At 29.7% G+C, this 19,234-nt stretch carries 21 protein-coding genes; 12 read left to right on the forward strand and 9 right to left on the reverse strand.

All coding sequences use genetic code 11. The annotated features are described in order from the left end of the window. Window positions 1-6: 6 nt before the first annotated feature. The 5 genes from MBM09_RS08185 to MBM09_RS08205 all read right to left on the reverse strand — a co-directional run bounded on the left by MBM09_RS08185 (window position 7) and on the right by MBM09_RS08205 (window position 4,134). Window positions 7-1,428 carry a rhodanese-like domain-containing protein gene (locus MBM09_RS08185; RefSeq protein WP_238673215.1) on the reverse strand — a complete coding sequence of 474 codons (1,422 nt, stop codon included), beginning with the start codon at window positions 1,426-1,428 and terminating at the stop codon, window positions 7-9. A gap of 138 nt (window positions 1,429-1,566) precedes the next feature. Continuing rightward, entirely contained in the window at window positions 1,567-2,214 is a 648-nt protein-coding gene (locus MBM09_RS08190; protein WP_238673216.1) for a phosphoribosyltransferase, read from the reverse strand. Between the two features lie 12 nt (window positions 2,215-2,226). Beyond that, window positions 2,227-2,871, reverse strand: a complete 645-nt coding sequence (locus tag MBM09_RS08195; protein WP_238673217.1) for a dienelactone hydrolase family protein — start codon at window positions 2,869-2,871, stop codon at window positions 2,227-2,229. A gap of 34 nt (window positions 2,872-2,905) precedes the next feature. Further along, the gene (locus tag MBM09_RS08200) at window positions 2,906-3,667 is read right to left on the reverse strand and encodes an SDR family NAD(P)-dependent oxidoreductase (RefSeq protein WP_238673218.1); all 762 of its coding nucleotides are present in this window, start codon (window positions 3,665-3,667) and stop codon (window positions 2,906-2,908) included. 20 nt (window positions 3,668-3,687) lie between these two features. Beyond that, the gene (locus MBM09_RS08205) at window positions 3,688-4,134 is read right to left on the reverse strand and encodes a DUF2267 domain-containing protein (RefSeq protein ID WP_238673219.1); all 447 of its coding nucleotides are present in this window, start codon (window positions 4,132-4,134) and stop codon (window positions 3,688-3,690) included. Window positions 4,135-4,285: 151 nt separating this feature from the next. On the opposite strand from MBM09_RS08205, the gene MBM09_RS08210 reads away from it, so the two are divergent. From MBM09_RS08210 to MBM09_RS08265, 12 genes are all read left to right on the forward strand, one after another. Continuing rightward, a complete protein-coding gene (locus MBM09_RS08210; protein ID WP_238673220.1) occupies window positions 4,286-5,149 on the forward strand; it encodes a universal stress protein in 864 nt (287 codons plus the stop codon). 21 nt (window positions 5,150-5,170) lie between these two features. Then, window positions 5,171-6,022 carry a universal stress protein gene (locus tag MBM09_RS08215; RefSeq protein WP_238673221.1) on the forward strand — a complete coding sequence of 284 codons (852 nt, stop codon included), beginning with the start codon at window positions 5,171-5,173 and terminating at the stop codon, window positions 6,020-6,022. Between the two features lie 3 nt (window positions 6,023-6,025). Continuing rightward, entirely contained in the window at window positions 6,026-6,856 is an 831-nt protein-coding gene (locus MBM09_RS08220) for a universal stress protein (protein ID WP_238673222.1), read from the forward strand. A 70-nt stretch (window positions 6,857-6,926) separates the two neighbouring features. Continuing rightward, a complete protein-coding gene (locus tag MBM09_RS08225) occupies window positions 6,927-7,781 on the forward strand; it encodes a universal stress protein (protein ID WP_238673223.1) in 855 nt (284 codons plus the stop codon). Window positions 7,782-7,786: 5 nt separating this feature from the next. Continuing rightward, entirely contained in the window at window positions 7,787-8,224 is a 438-nt protein-coding gene (locus MBM09_RS08230; protein ID WP_238673224.1) for a hypothetical protein, read from the forward strand. A 50-nt stretch (window positions 8,225-8,274) separates the two neighbouring features. Beyond that, complete coding sequence (locus MBM09_RS08235; RefSeq protein ID WP_238673225.1) at window positions 8,275-9,117, forward strand: restriction endonuclease; 843 nt, start codon at window positions 8,275-8,277, stop codon at window positions 9,115-9,117. 5 nt (window positions 9,118-9,122) lie between these two features. After that, on the forward strand, window positions 9,123-10,496 hold the full coding sequence (locus MBM09_RS08240) for an MBL fold metallo-hydrolase RNA specificity domain-containing protein (RefSeq protein WP_238673226.1): 1,374 nt from the start codon (window positions 9,123-9,125) through the stop codon (window positions 10,494-10,496). 16 nt (window positions 10,497-10,512) lie between these two features. After that, window positions 10,513-10,929 carry a hypothetical protein gene (locus MBM09_RS08245; RefSeq protein WP_238673227.1) on the forward strand — a complete coding sequence of 139 codons (417 nt, stop codon included), beginning with the start codon at window positions 10,513-10,515 and terminating at the stop codon, window positions 10,927-10,929. Between the two features lie 115 nt (window positions 10,930-11,044). Further along, window positions 11,045-11,572, forward strand: a complete 528-nt coding sequence (locus tag MBM09_RS08250) for an Hsp20/alpha crystallin family protein (RefSeq protein WP_238673228.1) — start codon at window positions 11,045-11,047, stop codon at window positions 11,570-11,572. A 74-nt stretch (window positions 11,573-11,646) separates the two neighbouring features. Then, a complete protein-coding gene (locus MBM09_RS08255; RefSeq protein ID WP_238673229.1) occupies window positions 11,647-12,090 on the forward strand; it encodes a hypothetical protein in 444 nt (147 codons plus the stop codon). A gap of 82 nt (window positions 12,091-12,172) precedes the next feature. Continuing rightward, window positions 12,173-12,841 carry a hypothetical protein gene (locus MBM09_RS08260; RefSeq protein WP_238673230.1) on the forward strand — a complete coding sequence of 223 codons (669 nt, stop codon included), beginning with the start codon at window positions 12,173-12,175 and terminating at the stop codon, window positions 12,839-12,841. Next, entirely contained in the window at window positions 12,822-13,502 is a 681-nt protein-coding gene (locus tag MBM09_RS08265) for a hypothetical protein (protein WP_238673231.1), read from the forward strand. Before MBM09_RS08260 ends, MBM09_RS08265 begins: the two co-directional genes overlap by 20 nt. Before the next feature lie 348 nt (window positions 13,503-13,850). Here MBM09_RS08265 and MBM09_RS08270 read toward each other — a convergent pair whose 3' ends face one another. The 4 genes from MBM09_RS08270 to MBM09_RS08285 are packed head-to-tail and all read right to left on the reverse strand — an operon-like array spanning window position 13,851 to window position 19,206. Further along, the gene (locus tag MBM09_RS08270) at window positions 13,851-14,360 is read right to left on the reverse strand and encodes a hypothetical protein (RefSeq protein WP_238673232.1); all 510 of its coding nucleotides are present in this window, start codon (window positions 14,358-14,360) and stop codon (window positions 13,851-13,853) included. Continuing rightward, window positions 14,357-15,562 carry a PilN domain-containing protein gene (locus MBM09_RS08275; protein WP_238673233.1) on the reverse strand — a complete coding sequence of 402 codons (1,206 nt, stop codon included), beginning with the start codon at window positions 15,560-15,562 and terminating at the stop codon, window positions 14,357-14,359. The genes MBM09_RS08270 and MBM09_RS08275 overlap by 4 nt, the downstream gene beginning before the upstream one ends. Then, the gene (locus tag MBM09_RS08280) at window positions 15,562-17,772 is read right to left on the reverse strand and encodes a type II secretion system protein GspD (protein ID WP_238673234.1); all 2,211 of its coding nucleotides are present in this window, start codon (window positions 17,770-17,772) and stop codon (window positions 15,562-15,564) included. The genes MBM09_RS08275 and MBM09_RS08280 overlap by 1 nt, the downstream gene beginning before the upstream one ends. 27 nt (window positions 17,773-17,799) lie before the next feature. Next, the gene (locus tag MBM09_RS08285; RefSeq protein WP_238673235.1) at window positions 17,800-19,206 is read right to left on the reverse strand and encodes a GspE/PulE family protein; all 1,407 of its coding nucleotides are present in this window, start codon (window positions 19,204-19,206) and stop codon (window positions 17,800-17,802) included. Window positions 19,207-19,234: the final 28 nt, after the last annotated feature.

Below are 19,234 nucleotides of genomic sequence, written 5' to 3' on the forward strand. Positions count from 1 at the left end.
AAACAATCAGAGCAGTGTAGTTGGCTCTTTGTATGCTGATATTTTAAATTTACCTGTTTCTTTTATGTCCTTCATGCCGCCTTTTATATCAATTAAATTTTCAAAACCCTTAGTTTTTAAAATTGAAGTAAATACCATAGAACGGTAACCACTTCTGCAATGCACATAATACGTTTTGTTTTTATCCAACTTTTTAATACTATCTTTAATATAATCTAAAGGTGCATTTATAGCATTTAAAATATGCTCGCTATTATACTCACTAGCTCTACGCACATCTAAAATATTTACTTCTTCTTGTTTTTGTATGGTTGCTAAATCTTCAGCAGAAATAGATGTAATCATTTCTAGATCTTTTCCAGCTTTTTTCCAAGTTTCTATACCGCCTTTTAAGTATCCTAAAGTATTATCAAAACCAATTCTAGCCAGACGTGTAGTTACTTCTTCTTCTAAACCTTTATTAGAAATAAATAAAATAGGTGTTTTAATATCGACAATAGTTGTTCCTACCCAATTAGCAAAACTACCATCTATACCAATGTTATAAGAACCAGGTATGAATCCTTTACAAAATGATTGAGCATCTCTGGTATCAATTATAACAGGGTTTTTCTCTTTAATAGCTTTTTCAAAATCATTTATATTCAATGGGGTAGTTCCTTTTTTAAGTATGTAATCTAAACTTTCGTATCCTTGTATATTCATTAAAACATTTTGAGGGAAGTAACCAGGAGGCGGTGTAAGTCCAGTTAAAATAGCATCAATAAATTCTTCTTTATCCATATCTGCTCTTAAAGCATAATTTGTAATTTTTTGATGCCCTAAAGTATCGGTTGTTTCATCACTCATTTTTTTACCACAAGCGCTTCCTGCACCATGACCAGGATAAACAATAACATCATCTGGTAATGGCATGATCTTATTTCTAAGAGAATCGAATAAATGTGCTGCTAATTTTTCCTGAGTAAGTTCTGCAATTACTTTTTGAGCCAAATCTGGTCTTCCAACATCGCCTATAAATAAAGTATCTCCTGTAAACAATGAGGTTTCTTTACCATTTTCATCTATCATTAAATAGCAACTACTTTCCATAGTGTGTCCTGGAGTATGTAATATCTTAATTTTTGCATTTCCCAGTTTAAATTCTTGCCCGTCTTTACCAACAATAAAATCGAAACCTGTTTTCATAGTTGTAGGCCCATATACAATATCTGCACCTGTTTTTTTTGCCAAATCAATATGACCCGAAACAAAATCTGCATGAAAATGTGTTTCAAAAACATATATAATTTTAGCATTCCTATTTTTTGCCATATCTATATATTGATCGACTTCACGAAGTGGGTCTATAATAGCTGCCTCACCATTACTTTCAATATAATATGCACCTTGGGCTAAACACCCGGTATAAATTTGTTCTACTTTCATGATTTTTTTGAGTTTTTACTAAAATGTTTTCAATGATTAAACCATTTTAAAACTATTTAAATGAAGCAGTTTAAGCAATGATATTTATCAGTTTGAAACTGAGTTGCTTATTTTGATTTTAAATTAAAAATGAAGAGTTTAAATGTTTACCTGCAAGTTGTTATTAGCTTCTTTTAAAAGTCTCACCACTTCATCATCACTAACCTGATTGAAGTTATTATAAAACTGACCAACGGCATGAAAATTTGAAGGTTTTAATAAGCAAATAGTTTCGTTTACATATGGCAGTTTTTTTATTTTTTCAATGGCAGAAGGAGAACCAACAGGTAGAGCCACAACAATATGAGATGGTTTTTGTTTTTCAATGAGTTTAATACTTGAAATTAAAGTATGCCCAGTGGCAACACCATCGTCTACCAAAATTACTATTTTGTTTTTAAGGTTTAAAGGCTTTTTGGTGCCATAATATCTATTATGTCTCTCTTTTAAAAGCGTTCTGATTTTATAAGTTTCTTCATTTAAATACTCTTTAGAAACTAGATTAGCATCATCGCTTAAAATACTATCACTTAGTGTAACTGCACCAATTGCAAACTCTTTATTTATGGGGTGACCTATTTTTTTAGAAAGCACCAATTCTAATGGTAAATGTAATTGCTTTGCAATAGTATTTCCAATAGGGAGTCCGCCTCTAGGAATAGTTATAATGACTGCATTTTTATTATCGCTGTAATTTTTTAATTCTTCGGCGAGTAATAAACCTGCATCTATTCTGTCGTTAAACATGATTTTGTTTTTTTAATTCAAATAAGAGTTAAACCAATTTGCTGAGTATAGAGCTACTTTATCTAAAGCTCCATATTCTTCAAATAAATGTGATGCGCCTTCAACAATTTTTATTTCGCAAATACCTTTAATTTTGTTTTTTGCCTTTTTATTAAGCTCTATAACTACATCATCATTTCCCCCTACAATTAATAGCGTTGGTATTTGTATTTTATTTAAAACTGGTATAGCTAAATCTGGTCTACCACCTCTAGACACAATAGCTTTTATTTTTGTTCCTAGTGTAGCTGCTGCTGTTAGGGCAGAAGCAGCACCTGTACTTGCGCCAAAGTAACCTATTGGTAAATGTTTTGTACTTTTATTTTTACCAATCCATAATGTAGCTTGTAAAAGTCTTTTTGAAAGAAGTTCTATATCAAATCTGTTTTCATAAATAGTATCTTCTTGTGGAGTTAATAAATCGAATAACAGGCTCGAAAATCCTTGAGTGAATAAAAAATCGGCTACATGATTGTTTCTTGAGCTTAATCTGCTACTACCGCTACCATGAGAAAATAATATAATGCCTTTACTTTTTTCAGATAAACGTAAGTTTCCTTTTAAATGAATATTACCAATTGGTATTTCAATTTCTTTGTATGTGATTGTTGCTTCCATAATTACAAAAGGATAATTAAATTCATATTAATAACTAACCGACATGCATACCACCATCAATTACTTGCATAGAACCAGTAATATATTTACTAGAATCAGAAGCCAAAAACAGTACTAATTGTGCTATTTCTTCAGGTTCTGCATAACGTTTAAAAAGGACGTCGGCTTCAAATCCTTTTTGTACTTCTTTTGCATGTCCTGGTGAAATACTTTCTTCTATTGACCGCATCATTCTGGTATTTACAGGTCCAGGATGAATGGTATTTACTCTAATTTTATGATTAGCAAATTCTATGGCTGCTACTCTCATTATACCAACAACAGCATGCTTGCTTGCTACATAGGGGCCAAGTCCAGAAAACCCTTTTATACCAGCTACAGATGACGTAATTATTACGCTTCCACCATCTTTCATTTTTGGAATAACATGTTGACAACCCAACCAGACTCCTTTTATATTTGTGGCAATAACTCTATCGAACTCAGTTTCTGAATAGTCTTTAATAGGCTTTACATCGCCTTCTATACCGGCATTGTTAAAAAAAACATCAATTTGTCCAAACTTTGCTAATGTTTCTTTTATGTATTTTTTAGTATCTTCTGTTTTAGCAACATCTGCTGCACAGTAAGCTAAATTTTCATTATTTAATTCTTTTAAAACTTTTTTTAGCTTTTCTTCACTTCTACTAACTAACATAACTTTAGCACCTTCTGATAAGAATAGTTTTGCTGTAGCCTTACCAATTCCTCCAGAACCTCCTGTAATAATTGCAACTTTGTCTTGTAAAGTTTTCATAATTTCATTTTTATTTTATGCTAAAACATAACATTCTGGTAAATCATAGATTTAAGGTTTTTAGGCAATTCTGTTCTTATATCTTCTAGTTCTCCCAGAGATACGTATCTGCGCAACATTATAAAAGTGGTTGCTATGTAATTTTCTGCAAGTTCGTCCGATCCAAAATCATGAATAGATGTAACGCCATCATATTTTCTTATTAAATCAATAAACTCGGTCATTGTTTTAATTTTTTCTTTTTTATGAATAGTCCATCCGTTAACATAAACAGCCTTTAAAAACATTGGGAATTGTGCAATAAGCTGTAACGATTCTTGAGTGGATATAACATCTCTTAAGGCATGTAAGATTGCAGAAAGTATACGACCTGCTTTCTCTCTATCATCGCCTAGGTTCATTTCTTTAGTATACTTCTTTAAAAAAGTATTCGCCTCTTTTGCAAATTGATTAAAGTTAAGTGCCATAATAGTTTGCTTTTTTTTTGTTTATGTATAAATATGCAAACAGATTTGGTTTTAGTAAATGATATATATCAGTGTAAACCAATTTTCAATCTGATAAATATCATTGTTTCTACAGGGTTTAGTATTTAATTTTAGACAAATACCTAAGGCTATGAGAAAAATTTTAATTCCTACCGATTTCTCTAAAAATGCAATGAATGCACTTAAATATGCCGTTGAGTTGTTTAAGTATGAACGTAGCGAATTTTATATAATGCATGCGTATCAAGATGATATATATGCAGATGAATCTAAATTAAGTCAAGATAATTTAAAGACTGTTACAGCTTCTGTAAGTGAAGAATCTCAAAAAGAATTAGAAAAAACTGTAGAAGCTATAAAAGCCATTTCTCCAAACCCTAGACATACTTTTAATATCATTTCTGCAAATAATTTACTCGTAGATGAGGCAGATAAAATTGTTGACGAGCAGAATATTGATGTTATTGTTATGGGAACCAAAGGAGAAACCGATGATAAAAAAGTAACTTTTGGTAGTTATACACTACAAGTTTTAAGATATGTGCAATGCCCAGTTTTAGCAATTCCAGCAGACTATAAATATACCCAACCTAAACACATTCTTTTCCCTACTAATTATTTAATACCCTATAAAAGACGCGAGTTAAAATTGCTTTGCGAAATGGCATCGCCATATAGAGCTGCAATAGATATACTGTACATATCTAAAAGCGAAAAATTGTCAATGAGACAAAAGGATAACCAGAATTTTATAAAAGAAGAATTAAGCAAAAACACAATTAATTTTAAAATAGAAAAAAGTAACCAAGTAAGTAATAAGCAGATTATCAATTCTATATATGAATATATCAAAAAAAACCATGTTGATATGTTAGTTATGGTAAATACGAGACATTCATTTTTAGAAAATATTTTATTTCAATCAACTATTGATGAATTGAGCTTACATCTTGATATTCCCTTTTTGGCATTACAAAATATGAAACGTAATTAGTAAAATCTAAACTATATAGTCATGAAAAATATTCTTCTTCCTACCGATTTTTCTGAAAATTCCTGGAATGCTATTGCATACGCTTTACAGCTTTTTAAGAATGAAACCTGTAAATTTTATTTGTTAAACACTTACACACCTGCAATTTATCATGTAGAATATGTATTGGTAGAACCAGCACAATTTGGTATGGTAGATGCTGTTAGGGAAAACTCTATAAAGGAATTAGACAATTTTAAAACACGTATAAAAAAGGAGTTTGACAATCCAAAACACACTATAGAAACCATGGCAGTTTTTAACACTTTAATTTCAGAAATTAAAGATATAGTTGAAGATAAATCAATTGACTATGTGGTTATGGGAACTAAAGGAGCTACAGGTGCTAAAGAAATCTTATTTGGATCTAATACAGTACATGTATTTAAAAATGTTAAGTGCCCAATAATAGCTGTGCCAGATGGATTTGATTTTGAAAAACCACACGAAGTTTTATTCCCAACAGATTACGAGGTAAGTTATAAATCTCACCATATAGATCCTATTATTGATATTATTTCACTTTACAATACCAGAGTTAACATATTGCATGTTTCTTATGGCTATGATTTATCTGAACAACAAGAAGAAAATAAGAACATACTAGAGGAATACTTTAAAAAAGTAGCACATTTATTTCACGATGTAAGCAACCAAACTGTAGAAGAAGGTATTACAAACTTTCAGTTAAAAGCACGAATTAATTTATTGGTTATGATTAATAATAAACATTCGTTTTTTGAAAACCTGTTTTTTAAATCTACTATAAATCAAATAGGATTTCATTTAAATGTTCCATTTTTAGTTATTCCAGCAAAACCTTATAAAACATAAATCATGCGAAGAAAAATTTTATTACCCACCGATTTTTCAGATAACTCATGGAGTGCAGTAGTTTATGCGTTAAAACTCTTTAAGGATGAGTTTTGCACGTTTTATTTTATAAACTCTACAACTATTAAAGTTTCAACATTGTCTAATCTTTCAAACAAGCTATTAAAAGCTATGGAAGAGGATGCCATGAGAGAATTGCTAGAATTAAAAGAGCTTGCAGAAACATCTGATGCTAATTCAAATCATGATTTTCAAATCATTTTAAGTTCAGAAGAATTAAAAACTGCCGTTAAAAAAGCAGTTAATGAATGGGAGATAGATATGGTTATTATGGGAACCAAAGGGGCAACAGGAGCAAAAGAGTTTTTCTTTGGTAGTAATACCATACGTATTATAAAAAGTTTAAAACTCTGTCCAGTTTTAATAATCCCAGAAGAATATGATTTTGTGACTCCAACGCAAATAGCATTTCCAACAGATTACAATCGTTTTTATAGCAATAAAGAGTTAAAGCCGTTAAAAGAATTGACAGATTTATATGATTCTAAAATTAGAATTATGCATATTAACACAGAAGAAGAACTTAATGATATTCAAGAATATAATTTAGAAGCTCTAAAGAGTTATTTAAGTGATTATGAATATACTCTTCATTGGATGCCAGACTATGCTAATAAAACTACCGAAATAAATGATTTTATTGAAGAGCTAGAAATAGACCTACTTGCTATGGTAAATTATAAGCACAGTTTTATTGAAAAAATAATTAATGAACCGGTAATAAAAAAAATAGGATTTCACCCCAATGTTCCCTTTTTAGTTATACCAGAATGAGCTGATATTTATCATTGCTGTCAAAGGTTTTTAAGTCTAAATTTATCTAATAACCTAAATAAATAATCTCATGAGACGGAAAATATTATTGCCTACAGATTTTTCTAAAAATGCGTGGCATGCGATAAGTTATGCATTAGAATTGTATAAGAAGGATCAATGCGATTTCTATGTTTTAAATGTGTTTTCTGCTACTAGCAATATTATAGACAGTTTGATAAATATGGAACCAGGAAGCGAACTATATGAAACTGCAAAATTAGATTCTGAAAACGGATTAGCAAAAATATTAGACATGCTCGCCTTTAAAGATAACGACAACCCTAAACATCATTTTGAAACTATTTCAACATTTAATAATGTGGTAGAAGCCATTAAAAATATAGTTGAAGAAAAAGATATTGAAATGATTATTATGGGTACTAAAGGTGAAACAGCTTCTAGATCAAAAGCTTTTGGTGGTGTTGCTATAGATGTTATGGAAAAAGTACGAAACTGTCCGGTAATAGTAGTTCCAGAACTAGCTAAGCACCATTTACCTAAAGAAATAGTTTTCCCAACTGGTTATAAAACAAATTTAAAAAGAAGGGAGCTTAATTATTTAATAGACTTAGCTAAAAAATGTGATGCTTCAATTAAGGTGTTACATGTGTCTGTTGAAGATAAGTTAAGTGATAAACAGTTAAATAATAAAAAGCTTTTAGAAGAGTATTTTGAAGGTATAGATTATTCGTTTCACACTTTAAGTCATATGGATATTCCAACTGCTATTAATTGTTTTGTTGAAAGTAGAGACAGCGATATGGTAGCATTTATAAATAAAAAACATGCTTTTTTTGGAAGCATATTAACACATCCTTTAGTAAAAAATATAGGACGCAACTCTAAAGTGCCACTATTAGTAATGCACGATTTAAGAAATTAAAAACTATGTTAAAAATTGATAATTTAATACAAATGAAAGCAGGTGTTTGGTTAGATAAGAGAAAAGCTATTGTTGTAACAATTTACAATGGAGAGGTTAGTTTAAATTCGATACTATCTACTGTGGAAGATTTTCATGTCCATGGCGGTTCGGGTTCGCGTTTAAAAGGCGGACCACAAGATGTTGTTCAAGACAGTAAGTATTTAGAACGCGAAAAACATCAACTTAAAAAATATTTTAATGATGTAATTTCTGAAATTAAAGACGCAAATTCCATAGTGATTTTTGGACCTGCAGAAACAGCTGAAAAATTACATAAAGAAATTACCAAGTATCATAAAAATTTAGAAGTTAAAATTAAAGATGTTGTAAAAGCCGATAGTATGACCAAACGACAAGTAAAGGCATGGGTAAAGGCCTTTTTTAAAGAAAAACGATTGTAACTGTTCTTTAAATATTGTTTCAATTTGGTTTAATCATATAATTCTAATTTATGGAAACCGATGCTATTGATATTATTAAATCTTCTGGCGAAAAAGCCAAATTTTCATTAAATAAATTAAAGGCATCTTTAAACCGTATTGGTGCAGACGAACAAACAGTTAATCAAATTATAGATAAAGTAAGAGACGAACTCTATCAAGGTATTTCAACCAAAGAAATTTATAATAGGGCGTTTGCTTTACTTAAAAAAAAGAAAAGCTACTTAGCATCAAAATATAAACTCAAAAAGGCTATTTATGAGTTGGGACCAACAGGCTTTCCTTTTGAGCGTTTTGTAAGTGCTATTTTGAAATATTCAGGCTATAAAACCGAAGTCAATAAAACGTTACTTGGTAAATGCGTGACACATGAAATAGATGTTATTGCACATAAAAATAAAGAAACCAGCGTAATAGAGTGTAAATTTCATAGCGAAGAAGGTCTTAATTGTAATGTAAAGATTCCGCTTTATATAAATTCAAGGTATAATGATGTAAAAGCATTCTGGAATGCTAATCCTAAAAATGGAACTAAACTTACAAAAGGCTGGGTGGTAACAAACACGCGTTTCACACAAGATGCCATGCAATACGGGAACTGTGTTAATTTATACTTGTTAAGTTGGGATTACCCCAAAAATGATGGTTTAAAAGATAGAATAGACCGCTTAGGATTATATCCAATAACAGTTTCTACTTTGCTCACAAACAGAGAAAAACAATTTTTATTAAGCAGAGATGTTGTGCTTTGTAGAGAATTAATTGGAGATGTTTTTTATTTAGATCATTTAGGGGTTTCAGAAGTAAGAAAAGAAAAAATCTTGAATGAAATAAAAATGTTATGCAATAAATAAATGCTATGGAGAATTTTGTAAGACTAAATTTTTTGGGTGCTTCGGGTGTAGTTACAGGTTCTAAATTTTTAATAGAAACCTCAGAACAAAACATACTCATAGATTGTGGTATGTTTCAGGGTTTAAAAGAATTAAGAGAGCTTAATTGGAGCGATTTACCAGTTAAAGTTGAAGCTATAGATGTGGTATTGCTTACACACGGACATTTAGATCACGTTGGATATTTACCACGATTAATAAAACAAGGTTTTACAGGTAAAATTATAGGTACAGCACCAACATTGGCTATTGCAGAAATTATTTTAATCGATAGTGCAAAAATTCATGAAGAAGATGCTGAAAAAGCAAATAAAGAAAAATACTCACAACATGACCCTGCTTTACCATTTTATACAAAATTTGAAGCAGAAGAAACTGTAAAACAATTTCAAGTTGAAATGCCTGATAAATGGATTCCATTATCAGAGCATATATCATATAGATTTCAGTACAACGGACATATAATTGGAGCTACTTTTATTGAGCTAGATATAAACGGAAAAAGGTTTGTGTTTTCTGGAGATATTGGTAGACAAAATGATTATTTATTAGACGATCCTAAAAAACCAGAATGGGCAGATTATTTATTTATTGAAAGCACCTATGGAAATAAGTTGCATCCCAATGAAGATGTAGAAGATATTTTATCTCAACTTATTAAAGAAACCATACATAACAAGGGAAACTTAATCATTCCTAGTTTTGCGGTAGAGCGTTTACAAACCCTTATGTATTTGCTTTGGAAGCTTTATAAAAAAAACAAAATACCAAACATCCCTATTTTTATAGATAGTCCTATGGGAAACAATGTTTTAGAGGTGTTTAAACGTTTTCCAAAATGGCACAAATTATCAGATTCAGATTATAACGCCATGTGTGATCACATAAATATTATAGAATCTTATAAAGAAACTTGGGAAACTATTGATGATAAGCGCTCTAAAATAGTTATTGCCGGTAGTGGTATGGTAACAGGTGGTCGTGTGCTAACATATTTACAGCAGCTTATAGACGAGCCCACTACAACTGTATTGTTGGTTGGTTTTCAGGCAGAAGGAACAAGAGGCAGACTATTACAAGAAGGCGCTCATGAAATACGGTTTTTTGGTAAATATTATCCTGTAAAAGCTAAAATTACTAGTTTAGAAAGTTTATCTGCACATGCAGACCAAAATGATTTATTAAACTGGATGAGCAATATTAAAAATATTCCAGAAAAAGTGTTTTTAATTCATGGTGAGCCAACAGCTTTAGATGCGTTTCGGGTTAAAATAAAAGATACTTTTAATTGGAATGTTGCTATACCTAAGTTAACAGATGTTGAAAAACTACTATTATAACCTTAATACTATATCTATGGAAGCACTTAAAACCTATAAAAGTTTCAATAGTACTAAGTCTATTGAAGAGTTACAATACAATATATCGATTGATATTTCTAAAGTCGAAAATCTAATGGTCGAATTAGAATTTTATAAATTTTTAATTGAGAAACCTATTTTTAAGCCTCATGAAATGAACTTGTATGAAAAGCTTACTGGTTTTAAAAAAGAAATTAAAACCATAAAAGAAAAACGTACAAGTTTGTTGAACGATCTATATTCACATTCAAATAAAATTAGAAATAAAATAGAGTGTGAAGATCTAGCGTGCGATAATTTTTTTGTATCAGAACAAGATGATATAGAGTTAGAAACTTTCAATTTTTATAATACGCTATCAGAGTTTAAATTCAAGTTTTTTCAATATTTACAAAGCGTAATTATGGGTTAAAAAAGGGGTTAATTGTATTTGCGTAAATACTTTTCAACTGATATATATCATTGTAAAATGCTACTTCTGTAAATATATTAGTGATGCAATAAGTTTAACTTAAACCCATAATATTATGACTACATTAATGAAACGCAGAAAAAGAAATCGGTTATCTCCATTTGATAACAGATTATTAACTCCATGGAGCAACAGTTTGTTATCACCATGGCGTAGTAGATTATTCCCTTCTAATTTTGATGACTTTACGAATCTAACAAGATTTGATGATATTTTTAAAGATGATTTCTTTGAGGATGATAGTCTTTTACCAGCAATGAATGTAAAAGAACATGAAGAAGATTTTGAAATTGAGTTTGCAGCTCCAGGGTTTAATAAAAAAGACTTTGAAGTTACAATTGAAGAAAATGTGCTTCATCTTAGTGGCGAAAAAGAGGTAGAAGAAGAAGAAAAAGAAGATGACTATTCTCGTAAAGAATTTAGCTATAAATCTTTTAAAAGATCTATGATGTTACCACCTTCAGTGGATTTAGATCAAGATATTAAAGCATCTTACAAAAATGGCATCTTAAAAGTAAAATTATTAAAAAAAGAAGAGGCTATAGTTCAACAACCTCCTAAAAAAGTTATTGAGGTTAATTAATTTTTTTATGCAGAAAGTAATATATCACCATACTATTACTTTCTGCTTTTTTAAACTTTTAAACTACTAGTATCATGAAAACTAAAAAGGTTAAAGTAAAATATGATGCATGGTTAAGTCCTGAGATTATGCATAATGCATCACGTAAGTGGTTGTCTGAATTAGAATTTGCCAAAGATGAGGAGTTGTTTTTTGATGATTTAGTAAAATCATACACACTTCAGCTTATAGATTCCAAACATTTTTCTGAAAGCAAAAAAATTGTAGATAGATTAAGTAAAATACAAAAGGAAACAGAAAAGTTAATTGAGATTGTTAAAACCCATGAAGTAGATTTAAAAATTATGGTAGATGGTATAAACCAATTAGCAGAAGAAGACGCTTACAGAAAAGAACATGGAAAACTCATAATTATAATAAGTGAGTTTTTAGAAAAATACAGAACATTAAAAACAGAACTATTTACACTTGTAAAAGGTGTAATTAAGGAAGGCAAACAAAAACGTTTACTTCAATAAAAAAATAGAGGATGATATATTTAATTTTTCTAATTATTTCTCTACTGCTTGATATAATAATAAATTTTTAAAATTTAGAAAGATGAAACTATTAAAACGATTAGGACTTTTTTTATTAGCATTTAGCTGTTCTACAACTGAGTTAGTTGATTATTGGAAAAACCCAGATATAGATGTTTATAGTCCAAGTAAAGTTTTATTAGTTGGCATGACATCTAATCTTGAAGCTAGAGAAAAATTTGAAAAGCAATTACAAGAAGAATATGAATCTAGAGGTATAGAAGCAGTAATGAGTTTAGAGCTTTTTGATTCATCATTCACCACCGAAAAGAAAACAGAGCAGGAGCTTAAAGTGCTGGAAAATGACCTAATTAATGATGGCTTTGATACCGTTTTATTTACAAGAGTTGTAGGGTTAGAAGATAAAATTACCTACAAAAAAAACTATGATGGGTACGAAAATACGCATAGAAAATTTAGGGAAGATTATTTAAAATATCAAGACGCTTTTTACAATCCAGATTATTATGAAGAATACACAGTGTATCATAGTGAGACAGCTATGTATTGTTTGTGTCCAACAAAAGACAGAGAATTAATTTGGAAAGGATATATCGATATTACCGATCCTGAATCTATAAATGAAACCGTCAATGATTATGTAAGACTTATTGTAATTGTTTTAGAAGAGGAACAACTCATAAATTCAACTGTAATGGAAGAAAAAATGGATGAAGAAGCCATTAAGTAATATTAATTTAAAGATAACAAGGGGAGTAGCATTGGTTTTTGTTTTCCTTATAACAAGCTGTTCTTCAATTAAATTAATATCAAGTTGGAAAAATCCGGAATTTGGGTTATTGTTTAAACCCAAAAAAATATTGGTTGTAGGAGTTACTCCAAATTACGATGCGAGAAGTGCTTTTGAATTTCAATTAATAAATGAATTAAACGATAGAAATATTACAGCTTTACAAAGTGCTGTAGTTTTTGAAACCTCATTTCAAGATTCTCAACAAACTGAACAAGAAATTGAGTTACAAGTTGATAAATTACTATCAAAAGATTACGATACCATTTTGGTCTCTATGGTAAAAGGAGTTGATGATAATGAGTCCTATGGTAGCGATTCATCTAAAACCGATTACCATTTACGACGTTTTATCTTTTACTATTTAGCCTATCAAGATGCTTATTTTAATCAGGATTATTATTCACGATATAAGGTTTTTAATATAGAAACATCTGTCTATAATTTAAAAAATGAAACTGATAAATCTTTAGTTTGGCGTGGATCTTTCGATTTAGTAGACCCGAATAATAATAAAAAAGCTATAGATTTATATGTTAAAAAACTAATCAAGACCTTAGAAAAAGAAAAGATTATTCCTAAAAAAAAGTGGTTTAGGTGAGTTTGTAATTAATATAAAACTGTGCTAAAAAGATACTTTTGTTGATAGTAGAAATGCTTGATAAAATATGTGGTTTAATTCTAATTCTTAGCTTTTTTAACCTTTTGTTATAAAATGTAAAAAGCCGATAAACATAATGTTTATCGGCTTTTATCGCGGAGAAAGAGGCTCCGTAAATCTTTAAACTTTATCAGTGATATCAAAGGTTTCCGTATTTTAGTTTCCAATAGGGTAACACATAGGGTAACCACTTTTTTTAAATCAAAATGTTCTATTGTAAATTAACAAAAAATATTTTAGTAATAGAATTAATACTTCATTTAGTTGTTAATATTATACTTATGAGATTTAACTATAACTCTTCAACAACATACTTGCTTGTAAATAATGCTTTCCAGTTTTAAAGTTTTGTTTCTTTTCAAAATGAAGATTTAAGATTTCTCCAAACTTGGTTTTTTGTTCTAGATGATGAATAAGTTCAAGAATAGAGTTATAATCTCCTTCAATTGTAAATTGATACGTTTTAATGGTTAAATCATTATTTTTTGATTTATGGGGCTCTAAAAAACTAACAACTTTTAACTTGTTATTGGAAAAGGAATTTATAGTTTTTAATAAATTATTTTGAATTGAGCCACCTTGAATTTGATATTTAGTTAAAAGGGAATCGTAATACTTTTGCTTCTGTTTTAAAAGCGATAATTGCTGTGGTGTATTTTTAAAAAGTACTTCTTCTTTTTTTAATTCATTATACTCTTTTTTTAAATTTAGAGTATTAATAATAGCCAACTGATAAGATAAAATCAAAATGATAATAAATCCAGCAACCAGTAGTATATTTTTGGTCTTATTTGTCATGTTGTTATTATGATTTTAATGCTAAAAGAAGAGATAGACGTTTTAGTATCTTTATAATTATTAACTTCAACTTTGTCTATCCACGTCATAGTTTCTAAAGTTGAAACCCATTTTGAATAGGCTTCGCTATCGTTAGAGGTTCCTGATAAAATAATGGTATTTTGGTTTAATTCAATACCCTTATCTTGTTTTAAGCTTTTCATTAAAGGTTGATAATTAATTTCAGTAAGTAAAATGGAGTTTGGTATGCTTTTTACTAACGAGTTAACATAAAAAGAGCTTTTAGAAGCACTGCTTTTAAGCAAATCATCAGTCATTTTCTTTGATTTACTAACATCTTCATTTAATTTAATAATTTGACTTTTAGTAGTTTGATTTAGTTGTGAAGTTGAATTTAAGCTATTGACTTTATTGAAATAGTAATTAAAAAACGCAAAATTAATTAATAAAACAACAAGTATAAAAACAAGTGAAGTTTTAAAGAATTGATTGAAGAACCGAACTTGTTTAAAAGTATTAAGAAGTTCCGTTAGTTTATTCTTAAAGTTTGTAGTTGGTTTATAATTATTTAGAACATAAGCAAGCGCTCCAGATAAAGATAAAATGTAATAATTTGAAGTTTCTAATCCATTTATGTTATAGTTTTCTTCTTTAATATTTTCATTCAAATCAATGGTTTCAATAGTTTTATTCTTAAATGATATGACAGCATTTGAAGTTGAAATGGCATCAATATCCACAAAAGATATAGTATTTGATATTATGGAATTCCCTAGCGAAAAATTCACAACATAAATACCCAAATCTGTATATTTTTTTATTAGCTCATCAACATATTTTTTTCTACAAATAGAAATGAAATAGTAATCATTTTGGTCTATAATTTCAAAATAAAATTCAGCTAAATTTATATTTGGAAAAGCCTTATTAACAAGTTTTAAATCATCATTATGAGCTTCATGTTTTAATTTTTTGGTTAAAATATGGTCATTGTTTATTATAAGAAAAACATGTTGCTGTTTAGGAAGTTGTTTAGAAACATCTTCAACAGATTTTGAAGAAAAAGTAGTATGGATATCAACCTCTTGTTTTATTTTTTTTAGAATAGTAACATAAATTATTGCTTCATTATGCTTTAAAGTATATTCAATACCAGAAAAGGTATTTCCAAATTGAAGATATGATATAAAACGATCTAACATTAATAGATAATAGTTGGTTTTATAAAAACAGTAAGTTTAGCTTTTGAAGCTTCTCTTTTACGCGAACTAAATAACCATTTTATTACAGGAACTCTTGCTAAAAAAGGCACGCCAGAACCCGAATCGTTTTTTACTTGTTCTTCCAAACCACCAAGAACCACAATATCCTGGTCTTGCACTCTAATAATTGAGCTAAACTCACGAGAACTGATATCTGGAGGTGCATTTTCATCAATACGAGTTCCAAAACTCGATTGAATAACAAAAATATCTAACGTCACTTGTCCATCTCCTGAAACTAATGGCTTAATGGTAAGTCCTAATTCTGCATCTATAGGTTCGTAATTAGTAATTTCAGAGGTTTGCGGATTATCAGTTCCATAAATATTACGTTGAGTAACCGTGTAATATGAGGTTTCTCCATTAGAAAAAGTAGCCCGATGTCCATTTAAAGTCGATAATTTTGGAGTAGATTTTATTTTAAGATTACCATTACTTTCCATAGCCTTAACTGTTGCAAAAAAGTTTGGCACAACCTTACCCAAATTAATACGATCAAACCCATCAAATCCATTAATAACTTTGTTTATAGTTCTTGCCCCAAGAGTGAAATCTGTTTTTGGAAAAATAGCCCCCTTTGTTTCTGCTGGTTCATCACCAATGCCCCAAGTAACTCCAGATTCTATAATGTTACTTTTATTAACTTCAACAAACATCACTTCAATTAAAACAACTGGTACTGTTTTATCAATGTATTGAATAAAATTTTTAAGCCGTTCTATTTTTGTACTTGTACCTGTCACGTACAAGCTATTAAGTTCATGATCTATTTTTATATCTAAACCTTCAGCAATTTCAACAGGAATGATTTCTTCTATCGTCTGAGAAGCACCACCAGATGAGGTGTTATTATAATTAGATATGTTTGATGATGTTCTATTTCTGTTCAAGCCAGAATTATTGATAGATGAATTATTATTATAACCAGAGTTGCTATTATAATTTTGATTATAACTAGAGTAATTATTATAATTAGCATTGTTATAGTTACTTCTTCCAACAGTTCTACTTCTTGAACTTCCACCCAAAGGATCTGAAAGTAGTTCTACTGAGCGATGCATTAAATGAATAACCTCTACTTTTCTAACACTAAGTTGATTCTCGGTTCCAAAATAATAAATGTTTCCTTCTTTTTTAAAGGTTAAAACGATGTTGGAATCTGCAATTATGGGATTATTGTTTTGACGGTTATTTGTATTTGAAGGTGGGGTGGTATTTGCTTGCGGATTAATATTTGAGGCACTATTGAATGATTCAAATATTTTATTTAGAAGATCATCAAACGAAATGGATTTTGCTCTAAAGGTTACCGTTCCACCTTTGTCCAATGGAGTTGCTGTAAAAATATCAATATTAAACGCGTTTCCTATATCATTGATTATAGTTTTTATAGGCGTATGGTTAAAATCTACTTCTAGTAATTGTTTTTCTAAATCTAGAACTTTAAAAATAGAAGTGTCTCCTTGTCTTCCTCCATAATTTCTTGGATTTGTGTTTGTAGTAATACTATTATCCTCAAATAGATAAAAATTTTCATTTGTTTTTTCAGTATATAAATTATTGGAAAATGCCAAATTTTGCATTGCCGTATCAAAAGGCATGTCTTTTATATAAGACGTAAGGATTTTGTTTTCTAAACCAGGAGTGAATACCAAATTCTTAGCACTTTCATCCATAATACGTTTAAAAACATCAAATAATTTATCGTTTTGAGCATTAATAGTAATGGTATTGTTATCTGGGTTGTACTGAATTGGAATTATACGTTCCTCTGGAATTTCAGTTGGCGCCGTATATTTTTTAATTGATAGAATACTACCTGTGAAGTCTATGGTTAGGTTATACTCTTTACATAAAAACACCAAAAGATCTGATACAGTTACGTTTGAAAAATTATTATTAGCAATTGTTATTTGATTAAGTTCTGGTGAAATATTAATATTAACCGCATGCGCATTGGAAATAGCCAAAATAAAATTAGCTAATGAGATATTACTAACACTTATTTCTGTTTTAGCTTGTTCTGCGAGTCCTGAGTTTTCAGTTGAGAGTAATTCAAGTTGATTTTTAATATCAGAGAATCTCTGATGATCATTTTGGGATAACCCGAAATAAAAACTCAATAATAAAATCCAGATTAATTTTTTCATATACATTTTTTAAAGGCTTTTCCAGACCTAATCAATTAACAAAGCATAAACTTCTTCAACCGAAGTTACACCTTGTTTTACCAAGTTAATAGCGTTAAGTTTTAAACTAGAAATATTGTTTTCTTGCAAATAATCATCAATTTCTAGCTGGTTGTTTTTTATGTTTGGAACTAGTAGTTTTGTAATGGGTATAATTTCATAGATAGCTTTTCTGCCTATATAACCCGTGTGGTAACATTTAGGACAACCAGTTGCTACGTAATGAGTATCTAAATCTCTTGGAATACTAAAGTTTTCTGGAAATATATCCTTATTAACAGGAGTTTCTTGATTACAAGCGTTACATAACTTTCTAACCAAGCGTTGTGCAATACTCACATTTAATGTACTTGCTATTAAAAATGCTGGAATTCCCATATCTATCAACCTGGAAATAGTAGCCCACGCAGAGTTTGTATGAATGGTAGAAAGCACTAAATGACCAGTTAAAGCTGCACGAATTGCCATATTTGCTGTTTTTACATCCCGTATTTCACCAACCATAATGATGTCTGGATCTTGACGTAAAAAAGTACGTAAAGCATTGGCAAAATCTAAACCTATATTTTCTTTAAGTTGGACTTGGTTAATACCTTCCAATGTGTATTCTATAGGGTCTTCAATAGTAACTATATTGGTTTTGTCATCATTTAATAGCTTAAGAGTAGCATACAACGTAGTGGTTTTTCCAGATCCTGTTGGTCCAGAAATTAGTACAATGCCATTTGGACTCTTAACGGCCTCTTTGTAAGTTTTAAGTTCTTTATCGGTAAACCCTAAATCTTTTATATCTATATGGTTTGCATCCTTACTTAAAATACGAAGTACTATTTTTTCTCCATGTAAAGTTGGCAAACTGGATACACGAATATCGAATTCATCATTTTGAGTTTTAACGGTTATTCGTCCGTCTTGAGGTAGTCGTTTTTCAGAAATATCTAAACCCGCTTTAATTTTAAGCTTGTTAACAATTACTGGGTATTCTGATAGGGAAATAATGAAATGTTCTTTGAGTTTTCCGTCTAAACGAAAGCGAACCCGACATTTATGCTCGTAAGGTTCAAAATGAATATCGCTGCTACCAATATCTTTTGCAGATAATAATAGCTTTTCCAAAAAATCGTTTGTGTAATGTAAATCTTCAGAATAAGTAAAATCTCTTTTTCTGAAGTTATTGGACAAATACAGGTTTATATTTTCAGAAGTTTCCGAAAGTAATTCTATATCTTTTCCAAAAACCACGCGAAGTTCTCTTTTTAAGTTTTCTGAAGGTGCATCCGATTTAAATATCAGGGTTCCATTATGAGCTTCAACAGGTACAATTTTATAATGATAAGCCTGCTCACTACTAATAAGCTGTAATAAAGAGGTTGATATAGTATAATTATTCTTCATAAGAACTTAAATATTATAGACGAGATTT

This window comes from Flaviramulus sp. BrNp1-15, assembly GCF_022259695.1.
Taxonomy (GTDB): domain Bacteria; phylum Bacteroidota; class Bacteroidia; order Flavobacteriales; family Flavobacteriaceae; genus BrNp1-15.

Excerpts from the sequence above, each read along its gene's own strand:
- MBM09_RS08280 (WP_238673234.1), bottom strand. The coding sequence starts at position 17,772 with ATGAAAAAATTAATCTGGATTTTATTATTGAGTTTTTATTTCGGGTTA.
- MBM09_RS08245 (WP_238673227.1), top strand. The coding sequence starts at position 10,513 with ATGGAAGCACTTAAAACCTATAAAAGTTTCAATAGTACTAAGTCTATT.
- MBM09_RS08215 (WP_238673221.1), top strand. The coding sequence starts at position 5,171 with ATGAAAAATATTCTTCTTCCTACCGATTTTTCTGAAAATTCCTGGAAT.
- MBM09_RS08270 (WP_238673232.1), bottom strand. The coding sequence starts at position 14,360 with ATGACAAATAAGACCAAAAATATACTACTGGTTGCTGGATTTATTATC.
- MBM09_RS08220 (WP_238673222.1), top strand. The coding sequence starts at position 6,026 with ATGCGAAGAAAAATTTTATTACCCACCGATTTTTCAGATAACTCATGG.
- MBM09_RS08190 (WP_238673216.1), bottom strand. The coding sequence starts at position 2,214 with ATGTTTAACGACAGAATAGATGCAGGTTTATTACTCGCCGAAGAATTA.
- MBM09_RS08275 (WP_238673233.1), bottom strand. The coding sequence starts at position 15,562 with ATGTTAGATCGTTTTATATCATATCTTCAATTTGGAAATACCTTTTCT.
- MBM09_RS08255 (WP_238673229.1), top strand. The coding sequence starts at position 11,647 with ATGAAAACTAAAAAGGTTAAAGTAAAATATGATGCATGGTTAAGTCCT.
- MBM09_RS08265 (WP_238673231.1), top strand. The coding sequence starts at position 12,822 with ATGAAGAAGCCATTAAGTAATATTAATTTAAAGATAACAAGGGGAGTA.
- MBM09_RS08285 (WP_238673235.1), bottom strand. The coding sequence starts at position 19,206 with ATGAAGAATAATTATACTATATCAACCTCTTTATTACAGCTTATTAGT.
- MBM09_RS08185 (WP_238673215.1), bottom strand. The coding sequence starts at position 1,428 with ATGAAAGTAGAACAAATTTATACCGGGTGTTTAGCCCAAGGTGCATAT.
- MBM09_RS08225 (WP_238673223.1), top strand. The coding sequence starts at position 6,927 with ATGAGACGGAAAATATTATTGCCTACAGATTTTTCTAAAAATGCGTGG.
- MBM09_RS08210 (WP_238673220.1), top strand. The coding sequence starts at position 4,286 with ATGAGAAAAATTTTAATTCCTACCGATTTCTCTAAAAATGCAATGAAT.
- MBM09_RS08235 (WP_238673225.1), top strand. The coding sequence starts at position 8,275 with ATGGAAACCGATGCTATTGATATTATTAAATCTTCTGGCGAAAAAGCC.
- MBM09_RS08200 (WP_238673218.1), bottom strand. The coding sequence starts at position 3,667 with ATGAAAACTTTACAAGACAAAGTTGCAATTATTACAGGAGGTTCTGGA.
- MBM09_RS08240 (WP_238673226.1), top strand. The coding sequence starts at position 9,123 with ATGGAGAATTTTGTAAGACTAAATTTTTTGGGTGCTTCGGGTGTAGTT.
- MBM09_RS08195 (WP_238673217.1), bottom strand. The coding sequence starts at position 2,871 with ATGGAAGCAACAATCACATACAAAGAAATTGAAATACCAATTGGTAAT.
- MBM09_RS08205 (WP_238673219.1), bottom strand. The coding sequence starts at position 4,134 with ATGGCACTTAACTTTAATCAATTTGCAAAAGAGGCGAATACTTTTTTA.
- MBM09_RS08230 (WP_238673224.1), top strand. The coding sequence starts at position 7,787 with ATGTTAAAAATTGATAATTTAATACAAATGAAAGCAGGTGTTTGGTTA.
- MBM09_RS08250 (WP_238673228.1), top strand. The coding sequence starts at position 11,045 with ATGACTACATTAATGAAACGCAGAAAAAGAAATCGGTTATCTCCATTT.
- MBM09_RS08260 (WP_238673230.1), top strand. The coding sequence starts at position 12,173 with ATGAAACTATTAAAACGATTAGGACTTTTTTTATTAGCATTTAGCTGT.